This is a genomic window from Nitrospirillum pindoramense, from assembly GCF_007827955.1.
Taxonomy (GTDB): Bacteria; Pseudomonadota; Alphaproteobacteria; order Azospirillales; family Azospirillaceae; genus Nitrospirillum; species Nitrospirillum amazonense_B.
This window is the reverse complement of record NZ_VITR01000011.1, coordinates 112,361-128,114: the sequence shown is the minus strand read 5'-3', so window position 1 is coordinate 128,114 and position 15,754 is coordinate 112,361. Positions and strand designations below refer to the sequence as shown.

The window sequence follows — 15,754 nt, the reverse complement described above, 5'->3', positions numbered from 1 at the left end:
GTGGCCGCCAGCCTTTCCCGACACACCGTTCGGACGTCAGAACTTGGTGTCCAGCCGGATATACACCTGCCGGCCCAGCGCATCCTCCAGGCTGGGCAGATAGCCGGTGAACTTGGCCCAGGGCGGATCGCGGTCCAGCAGGTTGACCGCGCCCACGCTGACCCGCACGGCGTCGGTCGCCTGGAAGGCGTATTGTGCGTCCCACACCACCCAGGACCCCACCGTGGCGGAACTGGCGGCGCCCAGGTTCACGCCGTAATCGTCGACCACGCCGGAGGTGTAGCGCATGGTCACCGTGGCGGTATGGGGTCCGTGTTCCCAGGTCAGATAGGTGTTGTCGCGCCAGCGCGGCGTGACCGGGGCGAAGCTGTTGGCGTTGCGATGCCCCACCACCTCGTACACGGGACCGCCAGGACTGTTCTGGATCTCATAGCTGTGGATGTAGGCCAGCGTGCTGCGCAGGGTCAGCTGGTGGTCATCCAGGTCCCAGGTATAGGCGGCGGAGACGTCGATGCCGTCCGTGGTCACGGCCCCGGCGTTGAAGTAGCCGACATTGACGCCCACCAAGGTGCCGCTGGCGTCACGGATGACGGCCGGCCCCGTGGGATCGGCGTTGATCACGGCCTGCGCGTTCTGCAGGGCGATCTTCTTCTTGAAGTCATAATTCCAGTAATCGACCGAGACCTCGGCATGGCGGATGGGATTCCAGGTGATGCCCAGGTCGTAGTTGGTGGAGGTTTCCGGCTGCAGCTTGTTGTTGGGCACGGTGTTGACGTTGCGGAACGTCCCCTTGTCCCCGGCCACCAGCGGATCATACAGGTTGGAGGTGCCACTGGTCGCCGCACTGCCCACCGACTGCGCCAGGGCCGGCGCGCGGAAGGCGGTGCTGGCGGCGGCGCGCAGGGTCAGTTCCGGCGTGGCGTGCCAGTTGACACCGATCTTGGGATCGACGCTGTCGAAGGGGCCATAATCCTCATACCGGATGGCGGTGTCGACATAGAGGTCCTTCAGGATGGGCAGGCCCAGCTCGGCGAAGCCGCTGCCGATCTGGCGGGTGCCTGACCCCGACACCCCTGGCGGCAGGTAGGCGGTGCGGCCGCTGATGCGGAAGGCGTCATAGAGGATGGACCGGTATTCGTTGCGGAACTGCCCGCCCACGGCTAGCGCGCTGGTGCCGCCCGGCAGCTCGAACAGCTTCCCCGTCACCACCCCCTCCGCGATCATGTATTCGGAGACGGTGCGCGAGGTGGTGTAGGTGAAGAACTGGTCGATGACCGCCTGGCTGTTGACCTTCTGGTCCTTGCCGAAGGGGCTGAAGTAGGAACAGCCGTTGGTGCCGGGGGCAAAGCTGGCGGTACCGTTGAAGGACACCGGACAGCCGGCACCACCATAGCCGTTGACGGCGTATTGCAGCGACACCAGGTCGGTTTCCTTGACGTCGTAGACCTGCTGCTCACGGGAATAGACGCCGTCCAGCGAGTATTCCCAATCGCCCCACAGCTTGCCCTTGGCGCCCATTACCAGATGGGTGCCGGTCAGGTTGGTCTTGTCATCGTCGTAAGGGCCGTTCACGCCCATGACGCGTCCCAGAAACGTGACGGGGACGCCGAAGGGATTGCCGGGGTTGTTGGCGGGCACGATGATGTTGCCCCGGGTGATCGGCGTGCTGGCCACGCCGTAGCGGTCGGAATCCTGGACGTAATACCGGCCTTCAAAAAACAGCTGCTGGGTGTCCGTCAGGTCGTAGGTGCCGCGCACGTGCGACAGCACCTGCTTGTAGGCCGGCTGGATGGGGTTCATGGCCTGGTAGCTGAACTGGCAGGCGCCCAGGGGGAAGCGGCTGCCCACGAACACGCCGCCGGTGCCCGGCACGTCGCAGCTGGGGTCCGCCACCTGCACGTTCTTGGTCGCCGCCGCCGAGGGGCTGGCCCCGCCCGCCAGCCGGGCGGCCACGGTGCTGTTGTACAGCTGGGTATAGTTGATGGCGCCGTTGACGCCATTGTCGATGATGACGTCGCCGCCGTTGGCGGTGTGCGGCGCCGACGACAGGATGAAATTGCCCGGCTGCGACGTGCCCGACGGGCTGTAGAAGTTCGTCACCCGGCGTTGGGAGTTCTGCAGGTTCTTCTGGTGTTCGTAGCTGAACGAGCCGACGACATGGAAGCGGTCATTGCCGCCGCCATACATCCCTTCCGCCAGATATTTCGGCGCCCCGTCGATGAAGGTGTACTGCCCCCCCGCGGCCACGCCGTTGAACTTGTCATCGGTGATGAAGTTCATGACGCCGGCGATGGCGTCGGAGCCATATAGGGCCGACGCCCCGTCCAGCACCGTTTCCACCCGCTGGATCTCGATCAGCGGCACCAGGGTGTTCAGGTTGACGTAGGGATTGAGGTTGCCGTCGGTGTCCGTGGCCGCGGTGCGGTGGCCATTCAGCAGCACCAGGGTGGAGGACGGCCCCAGGCCGCGCAAATTGGCGGAGCGGGAGCCGTGGTTTTCCGGTCCGCCCTTGGACAAATCCTGCGCGCCCCCCATGCTGCCGATGTTGGCGGGGGTCAGGTTGGTCAGCTGGCTGAGGTTGCTGACACCCGAGCGGTTGATGGCGTCACGGTCCAGGGTCTGGGTGGGATCGGGGATGTCCGCCTGGCTTTTCACCTTGAGATAGGTACCGGTGATGACGATTTCCGCAATACCGTCATCCGCCTGATCAGCATCCTTTTGCTGCGCCGTCGCGGTTGAAATCCCCGCGCATAAATAAACCATCGCCGCCACCGAAACGGTGGCGCGCAGGTGGGTTGTCAATTTGCACGTGGATACACTTCTGGATTTCATTATCGCCCTCCCCGATCGGCGTTTTATGCCAGCCTGCGCCGGCAGCGCCTTCTCTATTCATGGGGAGTATTGTGGCCGGCGTTAGATTTGTAAAATTTGTTTTTTGCATGCATTAATATGCAAGATTTATAAATAGCCGTCGCATAATCGCTGTTGCCGGTCAGGCGCCCATGGCGGCGGCGATTGTGATGAATGACCCTGGCGTGATAAGGAATTTATATGGATGTCAATCTTCGGCAGATCCGCGCCTTTCTGGCGGTGGTCGGGCTGGGCGGCTTCACCCGGGCCGCGGCCGCGCTGAACATTTCCCAGCCCGCCCTGACCATCCGCATCCGCCAGCTGGAGGACCAGATCGGCCTGCGCCTGTTCGACCGCAACACCCGGTCGGTGCAGCTGACGCGCGTGGGCCAGGAACTGCTGCCCGTGTTCCAGCGCCTGATGAAGGATTTCGACAGCGCCATGGCCGACATCCGGGAATTCTCGGAAGAGCCACGCGGCACCATTCGGGTCGCCGTCCTGCCCAGCTTCGCCGCCGGCCCCCTGCCCGCCCTGATCGCGGGCTTCCGCGCCCGCAATCCCCGCGTCTCCTTCGTGCTGAAGGACGCGGTGGGCAAGCGGGTGCTGGCCATGGTGCGCAATGAGGAGGTGGACTTCGGCATCGGCGTCGGCGGGGTGGATGAGCCGGACCTGGACACCATCGATGTCTGCGAGGATCGTCTGGTACTGGTCTATCCCCGGGGCCACGCGGCGGGTGAGTTGCCCCTGGCCTCCGTGCCCGTCATTTCCCAATTCCCGCTGGTGCTGATGGACAAGGACACCAGCGTCCGCCGCCTGGTGGATGAGGCCTTCGCCGGCGCCGGATCCATCGCCACCCCGGCGTGCGAGGCGACGTACATGTCCACGGCGGTCAGCATGGTGCGCGCCGGCCTGGGCCTGGCCATCCTACCGGCCTCCGCCACCGAACTTCGGGGCTTCGCCGACATAGCCACGCGCCCCATCGACGATGCCGGCTTCGTCCGCCGCATCGTCATCATCAAGCGCCGGGGCAGTTCCCTGCTGCCGGCGGTGGAGGAATTCACCAAGGTGCTGCTGGCGGCGGCCAACTCCTGCGCCGCGACGCCGGGGCCTTGCCTAGATGTCGAGGTCCAGGATGGCGGAACTGAGGCACTTGCCGTGGGCGTCCAGGGCCAGTGACCGCGTGACGCCGCCGCCCAGCGCGCGGGTCAGGACGAAATTCAGCGCCCCCAGACCGGGCAGGGCATAGCGCACCACCTCCCCCTGCACCAGGGCGCCCAGGTGCTGGCGCACCCGCTCAACCGTCACCGTCGCCTCCAGCAGGGCGTAGTCTTCGGCACGGTAGGCGATGACGGAGATGTTGGAGGTATTGCCCTTGTCCCCCGTGCGGGAATGGGCCAGATCGCGCAGCTTCATGGCGTAACCTCCATCAGGTGGACCTGGGGGGTGACCAGGTCGCGGGGGATCAGCGTGGACTGCACGGCGATAACTTCCTTCGCGGTCTTGGTGGCGCCGCCGCCGCCGGCCGGGCCGTTGGTGTAAAGGCCTTCCACCTCATTACCGATGCGCTCCGCCTCCTTCAGGGTGTGGGTGCGGCCGGCGACACGCAGGCGGACCTCGTAGGGCTCGGGGGCCGTCGCCGACAGCTCGGGCCCATGGATGGCGTCCACGCCGATAAGGTCCAGCCGCACCTCGCGTAGGGGCAGGCCAATGATGCGCAGGCGCTCCGCCACGATGTCACGGGCCAAGCGCGCCCGCGCCAGGGCCCCTGGCCCGGCGTAGGAGATCTGGCCCTCGCCGATGTAACCGTCGCTGTACCCCAGCGAAACCTTGAGGCTATCGGGCCAGGCGTCTCCCTGGGCCCCCGCCACCCGCACCCGGTCGTGCCCCAGTTCGGTGATGGTAACGCCGCTGAAATCGGCCGTGACGTCGGGGGTCAGATACCGCGCGGGATCATGCACCTCATACAGCAGCTGCTCCCGGCAGGTGGCGGCGCTGATCAGGCCACCGCTGCCGGCGACCTTGGTGATGGTCGCGGCGCCGTCGGCCCCCACCTCGGCGATGGGGAAGCCCAGGCGCGCCAGGTTGGGCACGTCCTTGTAGCCCGGATCGGCGAAATAGCCGCCGCTGACCTGGCCCGCGCATTCCATCAGATGCCCCACCAGGGTGCCCTTGCCAATCAGGGACCAGTCATCCGCCGCCCAGCCGAATTCGTGGATCAGCGGCGCCAGGAACAAGGACGGGTCGGCCACCCGGCCGGTGATGACCACGTCCGCCCCCGCCTTCAGCGCCCGCACGATGGGATCGGCCCCCAGATAGGCGTTGGCCGACACCAGACTGTCCGACAGGCCGGAAACGGGGGCGCCCGTCTCCTCCAGCACCAGATCGCGGCGAGCGCGGATCACCCCGGTCACATCGTCGCCCGTGACAACGGCGATCCGCATCGGCCCCAGGCCCAGGAACCGCGCCACGGCGGCCACAGCGGCGCCCGCGGCATGGGGATTGGCGGCCCCCATGTTGGTGATGATGCTGATGCCGTTGCGTCGGCAGGCGGGAAGGACGGCGGCCATGCGGTCGACCAACAAGGGATCGAAGCCGGCGGACGGGTCGCGCCGCTTGGCCAACTGGGCCAGGGCGATGGTCCGTTCCGCCAGGCATTCGAAGACCAGGTAGCGGATGTCCCCCGCCTCGGCCAATTCCACCGCCGGCTCGATACGGTCGCCGGAATAGCCGGCACCGGTGCCTAGTCTGACGCGCTTCAACGCGGGGGCCTCCTGGTCACAGTCTTCAGAGGGGCAGCACGCCGATGACGACGGCCACCACCGTCATCAACAGCGTGGCGCCGAACAGATAGGGGATGCTGAATTTCTGGTGTTCCCCCAGCCCGATGCCGGTCAGCCCGATCACCAGGAAGGTGGCGGGCGTCAGGGGGCTGACGGGGAAGCCGGTGGTCATCTGGCCCAGCACCGCCGCCTGCGCCACGTGCACGGGCTGTCCCCCCAGGTCGGCATGGACGGAGGCGATGACCGGCAGGATGCCGAAGTAAAAGGAGTCCGGGTCGAACAGCAGGCTGAGCGGCATGGACAGCACGCCCAGGATGACGGGGATGTGCCCGGCCATGCCGTGGGGCATCACCGACACCGCAGCCGCCGCCATGGCCTTCAGCATGCCGCTGCCCTGCATGATGCCGGTGAAGGCGCCAGCGGCCAGCAGGATGCCGGCCATCATCAGCGCCGCCTTGGCGTGGGCGTCCACCCGGCGGCGCTGTTCGGCCACGTCGGGATAGTTCAGCACCAAGGCCACCACCGTGCCCAGCATGAACATGACCACCGGATCGACCCAGCCGCCCACCATGACCGTCATGACGGCGATGGTCAGGACCAGATTCACCCAGAACAGCCGGGGGCGACGCAGCGCCCGCTCCTCCGCCGTCAGCGGCCGGTCGGCCACCGGGACGGCAGCAGCACCCGGCAGCGTTCCAGCCAGGGCCAGGCGCCGTTCCTCCCGCCGGCCCAGCCACCAGGCGGTGGCGAAGACGAAGGCCAGGCCCGCCACCTGAACCGGCACCAACGGCCGGAAGATGTCGGACACGGGCAGATGCAACGCCGCCGCGGCACGGATCATGGGGCCCGTCCAGGGCAGGAAATTGACCCCCGCCGCCATCGAGGTGACGCAGGCCAGGACGCGCCGGTCCATGCCCAGCCGGTCGAACAGCGGCAATAGGGCGGGAATGGTGACCAGGAAGGTCACCGCCCCCGACCCGTCGAGATGGATCAGCAGGGCCAGAAAGGCGGCCCCCACGGTGATGCGCCAGGGCCGGTGCCCCACCAGGCGCAGAATGCGGCCGATGATGGGGTCCAGCATGCCGGCATCGGTGACCACCCCGAAATAGAGGATGGCGAAGACGAACATGCCGGCGACGGGGGCGATGGCCTTGATCCCGTCCAGGATGAAGCGGCTGGTTCCCAGCCCGAAGCCGCCCAGCAGCGCGCCAACGACCGGCACGGCGATCAGGGCCACCAGCGGCGACAGCCGGTTGCCCAGGATGGTCAGGAACAGGACGGTGACCGTGCCGAAACCCAGTACCGCGAGCATGCCCATTCCCCCTCTGCCGCCCCCGCCTCCGGTTCCGCCCGGACGTCAGGGTCGATCGGCGCCTGATCATTACGGTTCTAGGGTTAGGGAGAAAGACCCGATAAGGGAAATAGATTTGTTCTATATTTGCGATACAAAGATTTAATAAATTCGGGCGCCACCCCGCTGGTGGTGATGGCCCTGGTACGGCGGGACAGAAGGTCCGATTGGGTCGTGCGGCGGGTGCGGAAGGCTGGGCTTCGGGGCTTTCGCACAGGCGGCCCCCCATATGACAGCAGCGTGTCAATCGCGACCATCGCCCCCGACGACTCCATTCGTGAATGGAAACCCGACGGCCTCATCGCGTCAGCTATGGCGCTTCGCCAAGGTGGTTTCTGTCAAATATCTCCCGTGCCGCCCGGAAGCCGTCGGCGTTCTCGACGATCCAAGTCCATAGCGGAACCATCCGGACAAGAAGCTCGAAGCCGGAGTCAGACAGCTGATACTCGACGCGAGGGGGCACCTCCTCGAAGTCGTGGCGGATCACCAGTCCGTCACGCTCCAGCTGGCGAAGGGTGCGCGTCAGCATGCGCTGAGTAACACCATGCATGCGCCGGCCGATTTCCGCGTGGCGGAGTTGGCCGTACACGCCGAGCGTATGAATGACGCCGAGCGACCAGCGATTGCCGGCATGAGCCAACACCTCACGCCGTACCCCGTCGTCGTCCTCCCTGAGGCCGTCGCAGACGGTCTGGGCGTACCTGAGAATGTCGTCCCGGTTCAACGATCTGACCCCAGTATCACGCGTGTGCCTTCTTTCGCGCTTGCCGGCCGATTACCAGATCAGGGCGGCAATCAATCCTGAATGGGTCAGAACGATGAACGATGCAGTTTCCGCCGTAAAGTCACGAAACATCCTCGTGCTGGGTGCTGGCGAACTCGGTATGCCGGTACTGCGCAACCTGGCGCGCCGCGCGAAGGACGTGGACGAAGCCACGATTAGCGTGCTGTTACGCGCCAGCACCGTCGCATCCGACGAGCCGACCAAAAAGCGCGATATCAGTGAGATCCGTGACCTTGGAATAAACATCGTTGTGGGCGATCTGGTGAAGAGTTCCATCGACGAGCTCGCGTCGGTTTTCCAGCAATACGACACCGTGATCGGATGCGCGGGCTATGCCGCCGGGATCGACACCCCCATGAAGCTGGCCAAAGCCGCCTTGCGGTCCGGTATACCGCGCTACTTCCCGTGGCAGTTCGGCGTCGATTTCGAAGCGATCGGTCGTGGCAGCCCGCAGGACATCTTCGACGCACAACTCGACGTACGCGAACTGTTGCGCGCCCAGAGCAAGACCGAGTGGGTCATCATCTCGACCGGCATGTTCATGAGCTATCTGTTCGAACCGGAGTTCGGCGTTGTCGATTTGAAAAACAGCGCGGTTCACGCCCTCGGCAGTCTCGACACCGCCGTGACGCTGACCACCCCCGACGACATCGGCGCGCTGACCGCCGAGATTGTGTTCTTCGAACCGACCATCCGCAACGAAGTGGTATTTCTGGCGGGCGACACCGTTACCTATGGTGACGTCGCAGACAAGCTGGAAGCCGCCCTTGATCGTCCCTTCAGCCGGTCGGAATGGACCGTACCGTTCCTGATGGCGGAGCTGGCACGCGACCCGCAGAACATGATGCGGAAATATCGCGCCGCTTTCGCCCAAGGGCGCGGGGTTGCTTGGGACAAGGCCGGGACGTTCAACCAGCGCAATGGCATCCCGGTTACCGACGTGACGGCGTGGATAGGCGCAAACCTCACCCCGTAACGTGTCCGTCCGTCGGACGGTATGACCGAGAATGGGAGGATGGGTCAGACCTGCCCCCAAAACCTCCGAAGCATGGCCGGGAAACCCTATCGGATTGATTCCCTGTGCGGAAATCATTCCACTTGGGTTTCCCTACAGCCCTCCCGGTCCAATCGGACCTTCTGTTCCGTTGCCGCTGGGCCCGCCAGGACAGCAGTGATAATTAAAATCTATCAATCGCATAAAGTTAATCTAATTCCTTCAAGGGCGCCCGCATGGCATTCCCAAAGACAACGAACAGAACGGGACGGGAGGATGCGATGCGGGCGATGAATTGGACGGCGGCGGCGGGCGCGCTGATGGTGTGGGCGCTGGCCGCACCAGCGGCCAAGGCCGCGGCCCCAACCACAGACTGCGCCAGCTTGGCCGGACGCACCCTGCCCGAGGCCCGCGTCCTATCGGCGGAAGCCATTGCCGCCGGTCGCTACAAGGCGCCGGACGGCACCGTCACCTTCCCCGACCTGCCCGCCTTCTGCCGGGTGGTGGCCCTGGCGGAAACGGATGTGAAGGTGGAAGTGTGGCTGCCCCAGGCCGGATGGAACGGCCGGTTCCAGGGGGTGGGCAACGGCGGCTTCGCTGGCAACTTCAGCTATTACGCCATGGGCCCGGCCCTGCGCGCGGGCTATGCCGTGGCCGGCACCGATACGGGCCACGGCCCGGCGGAGGGCAAGCCGGGCACCCGCCTGGGTTGGATGCATGACCCGACGCAATTAGCCAACTGGGGGCACAACTCCATCCACCGCATGACCGTCGCCGCCAAGGCCATCGTCGCCGCCCACTACGGCACACCGGCCGCCCACGCCTATTTCGAGGGCTGTTCCACCGGCGGCGCCCAGGCCATGGCGGAGGCGGAGTATTTCCCCGGCGACTATGACGGCATCCATGCCGGCGCGCCGGGCATGAACTACACGCGCCTGATGATGAGCTTCCTGTGGAGTTCGCGGGCGACGCTGCTGGATCCCGCCAGCACCCTGCCAGCGGAGACGCTGGCCCTGCTGCACAAGGCGGTGCTGACCGCCTGCGACGCCGCCGACGGTGTCAAGGACGGGGTGATCGAGAACCCGCCGGCCTGCCATTTCGACCCGGCCACCCTGCAATGCCCCGCCGGCGCCACAGACACTGCCGCCTGCCTGACGGCACCGCAGGTGACGGCCGCGCGCGCGCTGTACGCCGGCCCCCGCAACCCACGCACGGGCGAGGCCATTTATCCCGGCCTGGTGCCGGGCAGCGAATGGGGTTGGGACCTGCAGCAGGGCAAGCTGCTGGAAGCCTACGTCATCCCCCTGTTCCAGAACATGGCCTACGATAACCTGTCGTGGCGATGGCAGGACTTCGATTTCGACCATGATGTGACGCTGACGGATGAAAAGGTCGGCGCCACCATCACCGCCGTCTCCCCCGACCTGTCGGCCTTCCAGGCGCGGGGCGGCAAGCTGATCATGAGCCAGGGCTGGGCCGACCAGCTGAACGCCCAGACCTATCCCATCCACTATTACCATGCCGTGGCGGGCACGTCCGACCCGGCGCAGGCGCGGGCGCGGTTGGGCGGCTATTTCCGCCTGTTCATGGCGCCGGGCATGGGCCATTGCTTCGGCGGCCCCGGCCCCAACCGCTTCGACGCGGTGGCGGCGTTGCGCGCCTGGGTGGAGCAGGGCAAGGCGCCTGAGCGGCTGGTGGCGGCCAAGCACGCCGACGACCGCGACCCCACCTCCGCGGTGCTGCGGACCCGGCCGCTATGCCCCTACCCCAGCGTCGCCCGGTGGTCGGGCAAAGGGTCCAGCGATGAGGCCGCCAACTTCACCTGCGGGGCGCCCCAGTGAAGGACGCCCCAGTGAAGGGATGGCCATCCCGCCTCACTCGGCGGGCATGCGCAGCACCGGCTTCACCGTACGGCCGGTTTCGGAATCCCGGATGGCCTGGTTGATCTCCGCCAAGGGATAGAAGGTGATCAGCCGGTCGAAGGGGAACTGGCCGGCGAGATACAGGCCCACCAACGTCGGAATGAAGCGGTGGGGATCCGCGTCGCCCTCGACGATGCCGCGAATGGTGCGGCCGCCGCTCATAAGGTGGCCGCCGTCCACCGGCAAGGGCTGGCCGAAGGGCATGGCGCCGACCAGGCCGCAGACACCGCGCGGCGCCAGGCAGCGCACGGCATCGCCGACAACCGGCAGGCGGGCTGTGGTGTCGAGGGCGAAGTCGACGCCGACCCCGCCGGTCAGCGCCATGATCTCATCCACCACGGCGGCGCGGCCGGCGTTGAAGACATGGCTGGCGCCCAGTTCCAACGCCAGGTCCAGCCGGGCGTCCACCAGATCGACGGCGATGATGGGGGCAGCCCCCGCCACCCGCGCCGCCATCACGGCGCTGAGGCCCACCGCCCCGGCGCCAAAGACGGCCAGGGAGCGACCGTGGGGCACCTTCAAGGCGTTCAGGACCGCCCCCGCCCCGGTGAGGATGCCGCAGCCCAGCGGCCCCAGGATGTCCAGGGGCACGGTGGAGGGAACCTTGACCACGTTGCGCTCATGGCACAAGGCATGGGTGGCGAAGGACGACTGGCCGAAAATATTGGCGCCCAGTGCCTGCCCCGCCCAGTGCAGGCCGCTGCTGCCATCGATACGCCGGCCGCTGAAGTTGCGGCCGAAGAAGTCATGGCAATAGGCCGGCAGGTGGTCGTTGCAGGAGGGGCAGGCGCCGCAGGAATTGAAGCTCATGACCACGCGGTCGCCGGGGGCGACGCCCGTCACCCCATCCCCCACCCGGACGACGATACCCGCCCCCTCATGCCCCAGGACCGCCGGCGGCGGCACCGGCAATTCCTGGTCGCGCATGGCCATGTCGGTGTGGCAGACGCCGGTGGCGACCACGCGCACCAGCACTTCCCCCGGGCGGGGGGCCTCGATCTCCACGGTTTCCAGGGTCAGCGGGGCCTTGATGCCGTGGGCCACGGCGGCGGTGATCTGCATGGGGAAAGGCATCCTTGACGTTTCACAGGGGCGAAAGGCGGGTGGTCACATGGGATAGGCCGGCGCCTGCGGCTGGGTGGTGACCCAGCGCCAGGTGCTGAACTCCTCCCAATTCGCCGGGCCGCTGATGCGGCTGCCGTTGCCGGACGCGCCCATGCCGCCGAACGGCGCCTGCGGTTCGGCCACCACCGTCTGGTCATTGATGTGGACATGGCCGGCGCGCAGCCGGGCGCCGACCCGCGTGGCCCGGTCCACCGACCCGCCGATGACACCGGCCGCCAGCCCGTAATCGCCCCGGTTGGCCAGGTCCACCGCTTGGTCCTCCGTCGCGAAAGCGGTCACCACCGCCACCGGGCCGAAGATTTCCTCATCGAAGGCCGGCATGCCCGGTGTCACCCCGGCCAGCACCGTGGGGGCGTAACAGCGGCCGTCGTGGGTGCCGCCGGTCACCAGCGTGGCGCCCGCCGCCACGCTGGCCTTCACGATGGCATCCACCCGCGCCACCTGGCCGGGATCGATCAGGGGGCCGATGATGGCACCGTCCAGCGGGTCCCCCACCGGCAGCGCCTGGGCCTTGGCGGCCAGGCGGGCGACCAGGGCGTCGTGCAAGCCCTCATGCACCAGGATGCGGCCCGTGCTCATGCAGATTTGGCCCTGGTGCAGCCAGGCGCCCCAGGCGGCGTTGGCGGCGGCCAGCTCCACATCCGCGTCTTCCAGGATCAGCAGCGGGTTCTTGCCGCCCAGTTCCAATTGCACCCGCTTCAGGTGGCGCCCCGCCAGCTCGCCCACCTTGCGGCCGGCGCCGGTGGAGCCGGTGAAGGTGATCATGGCGATGTCAGGATCGGCGCACAGCGCCTGCCCCACCTCCGCCCCGCCGGGCAGGACATGCAGCAGGCCGGGCGGCAGGCCGGCGGCGGCGAAGGCCTGCGCGATCAGGAAGCCACCGCTGACGGGCGTGCGGGGGTCGGGCTTCAGCACCACGGCATTGCCGGCGGCCAGCGCCGGCGCCACCGCCCGGATGGATAGAACCAGCGGGAAATTGAAGGGGGAGATCACCCCCACCACACCCAGGGGAACCCGCTCCGCCACGCTGGTCCGCGCGGGCGTGGACGCCAGGATGCGCCCGCCGGGTTCCAGCGCCATGGCGGCGGCATGGCGCACGAAGCCCACCGCGTGCTGGCCCTCCACCGCCGCCTTGGGTGCGGAGGACCCGCTTTCCCGCATCAGCCAGCGCGACACCACCTCCGCCATGTCCGCCAGGGCGCGGGCGGCGGCCTCCAGGACCTGGGCGCGCGCCTCGCCGCCCCGGGCGGCCCAGTCGGCCTGCGCCGCCGCCGCCGCCCGCGCCGCCGCGCGCACATCCGCCGGTTCGGCCCGGCCCACGGCGATCAGCGGCCGGCCGGTAGCCGGCTCCACCACGTCGATGACGCCGCCCGCCAGCGCCGGGGTCCAGGCGCCGGTGTACAGCCGGCCGCTCCACGGCCCGTCCATCATTTGCGTATCCATGTCGGATGGTCCTGTTCTGGCTCAGTATTTGTACTTGAGCGTCGCGTACCACTGGGCCGGCGGGCTGTAGGTGCCGAAGATGACGCCGGCGGCGTCGTTCTCGTTGCCGGTGGTCAGGTAGCGGTCGTTGGTGATGTTGCTGCCGCCCACGGTGGCCTGCCAGCGCTCATCCGCCGTGGTGTAGGTGACGGAGGCGTTCACCACGTTGGTCGATTGCCGTTCCAGCAGCGCGGTGTTGGCGGTGTCGTTGTACATCGGGTTGGTGTGGGTGTAGTCGACGGTGAACCGCAGGCTGGCGCCGTTGGCGAGGTCCGCGGTGTAGGCCGGGCTGATGCTGAACTTCAGGTCCGGCGTCTTGGGCAGGCGGCTGTCCAGGGTGACGCCCACCACCCGGGGATCGACGCTGGTGTAACGGGCATGCAGATAGCCCAGCGTGCCGTCCAGGGTGAAGCCGCCACCCAGCACGGCCTGGGCCTCCACCTCCCCGCCCCAGATCTCGGCGTCGCCGGCATTATGCAGGGTGGGGGAAACGCCTTCCTGGAAGTTCAGCTGGATGCCGGTGTAGTCGGTGTGGAAGCCGGCCACGTTGAGCCGCAGGTGCCGGTCCAGCAGTTCCGACTTCACACCCAGTTCCACGGTTTCCGCCTTTTCCGGGCCGAAGCCAGGGGCGGTGCCGAGGGGGTTGGACAGGCGCGTGGTCCAGCTGCCCGACTTGAAGCCCTTGGACCACGAGGTGTAGGCCATGACGTCGTCGGTCAGGTGGTACTCGGCCCCCAGCCGGGGCGTGAAGATGTAAAAGTCCTTGGTGTTGACGCCGGCGGGGTAATAGCGCAGCGGCTGCCCCGCCACCGGGAAGCCCAGGGCCGCGCGGCAGGCCTCCGACACCGGATAGCAGCCGGAAATCTTGTAGTTCAGGCCGTTCAGGTCGGACTGGAAGCCCTCGAAGGTCTTATGTTCCCAGGTGTAGCGACCGCCCAGGGTCAGGCCGATGCGGTCGGTCAGCTGATAGTTCAGGTGGCTGTAGGCGGCGACCGAGGTCGTATCCAGATTGTTGGGACCGTCCAGCTGCAGCAGCCCCTCGTCGAAGGTGACGTAGTCGTGCAGGTTGCCGCCCTCATTGAAGAAATAGAGGCCGTTGACGAAATGCAGCCGGCCGTCGAACGCCTTGCCCGTCAGCTGGAATTCCTGCGACGTCTGGTGCTGGTCCATGCTGAACGACAGCTCCGCGATGGTCAGGGGGGAGCCGTCGGCGTCCATGCCCGTCCGCCACAGCAGGCGGCGATAGGCGGTGATGGACTTGAGGTCCAGATCCTCGCCCAATTCCCAGTCCAGCGTGTTGGCGACGCCATAGGATTGCAGGCGGGAGAAGCTGAGCCCGTTGCCGTAGGTCTTGTCGATATCGCCCGTCAGGAACTGGTTGCCGAAGGTCAGGCGCGGCCCCGTGGTCAGCGCCGTGCCCACCACCGCGCGGGGCACGGTGCACAGATTGGTGAAGTTGGGATTGCCGCCCACGCCGCTGATGGCGTTGAGCGTGGCCACCGGCAGGGTGACGCAGGCGTTGTACAGGGCGGACAGGCCGCCGCCCGTCACCGTGCCCAGCAGGCTGTTGGGCGTGGCCGACTGGTCTTCCTGGGTGTAGTCGGCGACCAGGGTGTCGGTGACGCGACCCGGCCCCTTCCAGAACAGCTTGGCGCGCACGGTCTGGCTGTTCTGCCCGCCCTGGGTGTCCGAGGTGCCGGAGCCGGAGCGCGAGAACGGCGCCGTGTCGGTCACCGTTCCGGCGGCACCAGGATAGGGCACCACCTGCTGATAGCCATCCCGCCGCTTGGAAGAGACGGTGATGGTGCTGAACAAGGTATCGCTGAGCGGAATATCGGCCGAGGCCCCGACATCGATGCGGTTCAGGCTGCCGCCGGTGATGGAGGCCGTGGCGTGATAGTCCTCCGCCGGCTGGCGGGTGACGATGCTGATGGCGCCGCCGATGGTATTGCGGCCGAACAGCGTGCCCTGCGGGCCCTTCAGCACCTCGATATGGTCGACATCCATCAGGTCGCTGTTGGCGCCGACCGTGCGCGCCAGATAGATGCCGTCGACATAGACGCCGACGCCGGGGTCCAGGTTGAAGGCGAAGTCATCCTGGCCGATGCCGCGGATGGATGCCGACAGAACCGAGGTGGAACCGGAGAAGGGTGAGCCCGCGTCCAGCGTGACATTGGGCGCCAGGCCGCCGATGCGCTGGACATCGTCGATGCCCTTGCCCTGAAGGGCCTCGGCGGAGAAGGTGGAAACCGCGATGGGAACGTCCTGGACGTTTTCCGCGCGCTTTTGCGCGGTGATGATCACTTCCTGGATCTGGTCCTGGGCGGCGGCCTTCTCCGCCGCCAAGGTCGGCGGCGACAACACCGCCGCCGACACCCCGGCCAATAGACCCAACCGCCATAGAGCGGGCTTACGCCCTTTATTCATCGCCATCCTGTCGCCTCCCGTTCCAGTCCGGGCCTTGAG

The 15,754-nt window shown here is 67.2% G+C and carries 11 protein-coding genes; 3 read left to right on the top strand and 8 right to left on the bottom strand.

Annotation, left to right across the window (positions count from 1 at the left end):
- Window positions 1–36: 36 nt before the first annotated feature.
- Complete coding sequence (locus FBZ90_RS18700; RefSeq protein WP_186455909.1) at window positions 37–2,763, bottom strand: TonB-dependent receptor plug domain-containing protein; 2,727 nt, start codon at window positions 2,761–2,763, stop codon at window positions 37–39.
- 288 nt (window positions 2,764–3,051) lie between these two features.
- Here FBZ90_RS18700 and FBZ90_RS18695 point away from each other — a divergent pair, with 288 nt between their 5' ends.
- Complete coding sequence (locus FBZ90_RS18695; protein ID WP_145734497.1) at window positions 3,052–4,026, top strand: LysR family transcriptional regulator; 975 nt, start codon at window positions 3,052–3,054, stop codon at window positions 4,024–4,026.
- On the opposite strand, the gene FBZ90_RS18690 is transcribed toward FBZ90_RS18695, so the two are convergent.
- The 4 genes from FBZ90_RS18690 to FBZ90_RS18675 all read right to left on the bottom strand — a co-directional run bounded on the left by FBZ90_RS18690 (window position 3,964) and on the right by FBZ90_RS18675 (window position 7,705).
- Window positions 3,964–4,263: an AtuA-related protein gene (locus tag FBZ90_RS18690; RefSeq protein ID WP_145734496.1), complete on the bottom strand. Its 300-nt coding sequence runs from the start codon at window positions 4,261–4,263 to the stop codon at window positions 3,964–3,966. The two genes, FBZ90_RS18695 and FBZ90_RS18690, sit on opposite strands and share 63 nt — an antisense overlap.
- Window positions 4,260–5,609 (bottom strand): acyclic terpene utilization AtuA family protein, encoded by a 1,350-nt coding sequence (locus FBZ90_RS18685; protein WP_145734495.1) that lies wholly within the window; start codon window positions 5,607–5,609, stop codon window positions 4,260–4,262. Before FBZ90_RS18685 ends, FBZ90_RS18690 begins: the two co-directional genes overlap by 4 nt.
- Before the next feature lie 25 nt (window positions 5,610–5,634).
- Window positions 5,635–6,942: a CitMHS family transporter gene (locus tag FBZ90_RS18680; protein ID WP_145734494.1), complete on the bottom strand. Its 1,308-nt coding sequence runs from the start codon at window positions 6,940–6,942 to the stop codon at window positions 5,635–5,637.
- A 349-nt stretch (window positions 6,943–7,291) separates the two neighbouring features.
- On the bottom strand, window positions 7,292–7,705 hold the full coding sequence (locus FBZ90_RS18675) for a winged helix-turn-helix transcriptional regulator (RefSeq protein ID WP_145734493.1): 414 nt from the start codon (window positions 7,703–7,705) through the stop codon (window positions 7,292–7,294).
- Between FBZ90_RS18675 and FBZ90_RS18670 the strand changes: the two genes are divergently transcribed.
- Both FBZ90_RS18670 and FBZ90_RS18665 read left to right on the top strand, forming a co-directional pair.
- Window positions 7,689–8,741, top strand: coding sequence for an aromatic alcohol reductase (locus tag FBZ90_RS18670; protein ID WP_246130490.1), 1,053 nt, complete (start codon window positions 7,689–7,691; stop codon window positions 8,739–8,741). The genes FBZ90_RS18675 and FBZ90_RS18670 overlap by 17 nt on opposite strands.
- A gap of 299 nt (window positions 8,742–9,040) precedes the next feature.
- Window positions 9,041–10,600 (top strand): tannase/feruloyl esterase family alpha/beta hydrolase, encoded by a 1,560-nt coding sequence (locus FBZ90_RS18665; protein WP_186455908.1) that lies wholly within the window; start codon window positions 9,041–9,043, stop codon window positions 10,598–10,600.
- Window positions 10,601–10,633: 33 nt separating this feature from the next.
- Here the strand turns inward: FBZ90_RS18665 and FBZ90_RS18660 are convergent, their stop codons facing one another.
- The 3 genes from FBZ90_RS18660 to FBZ90_RS18650 are packed head-to-tail and all read right to left on the bottom strand — an operon-like array spanning window position 10,634 to window position 15,721.
- Entirely contained in the window at window positions 10,634–11,743 is a 1,110-nt protein-coding gene (locus tag FBZ90_RS18660; protein ID WP_145734491.1) for an NAD(P)-dependent alcohol dehydrogenase, read from the bottom strand.
- Window positions 11,744–11,788: 45 nt separating this feature from the next.
- On the bottom strand, window positions 11,789–13,249 hold the full coding sequence (locus tag FBZ90_RS18655) for an aldehyde dehydrogenase family protein (protein WP_145734490.1): 1,461 nt from the start codon (window positions 13,247–13,249) through the stop codon (window positions 11,789–11,791).
- A gap of 21 nt (window positions 13,250–13,270) precedes the next feature.
- Window positions 13,271–15,721 carry a TonB-dependent receptor gene (locus FBZ90_RS18650; protein ID WP_211102160.1) on the bottom strand — a complete coding sequence of 817 codons (2,451 nt, stop codon included), beginning with the start codon at window positions 15,719–15,721 and terminating at the stop codon, window positions 13,271–13,273.
- Window positions 15,722–15,754: the final 33 nt, after the last annotated feature.

Coding starts and splice junctions, on each gene's coding strand:
- FBZ90_RS18700 (WP_186455909.1), bottom strand. CDS start 2,763: ATGGTTTATTTATGCGCGGGGATTTCAACCGCGACGGCGCAGCAAAAG.
- FBZ90_RS18695 (WP_145734497.1), top strand. CDS start 3,052: ATGGATGTCAATCTTCGGCAGATCCGCGCCTTTCTGGCGGTGGTCGGG.
- FBZ90_RS18690 (WP_145734496.1), bottom strand. CDS start 4,263: ATGAAGCTGCGCGATCTGGCCCATTCCCGCACGGGGGACAAGGGCAAT.
- FBZ90_RS18680 (WP_145734494.1), bottom strand. CDS start 6,942: ATGCTCGCGGTACTGGGTTTCGGCACGGTCACCGTCCTGTTCCTGACC.
- FBZ90_RS18670 (WP_246130490.1), top strand. CDS start 7,689: ATGTCGTCCCGGTTCAACGATCTGACCCCAGTATCACGCGTGTGCCTT.
- FBZ90_RS18665 (WP_186455908.1), top strand. CDS start 9,041: ATGCGGGCGATGAATTGGACGGCGGCGGCGGGCGCGCTGATGGTGTGG.
- FBZ90_RS18660 (WP_145734491.1), bottom strand. CDS start 11,743: ATGCAGATCACCGCCGCCGTGGCCCACGGCATCAAGGCCCCGCTGACC.
- FBZ90_RS18655 (WP_145734490.1), bottom strand. CDS start 13,249: ATGGATACGCAAATGATGGACGGGCCGTGGAGCGGCCGGCTGTACACC.
- FBZ90_RS18650 (WP_211102160.1), bottom strand. CDS start 15,721: ATGGCGATGAATAAAGGGCGTAAGCCCGCTCTATGGCGGTTGGGTCTA.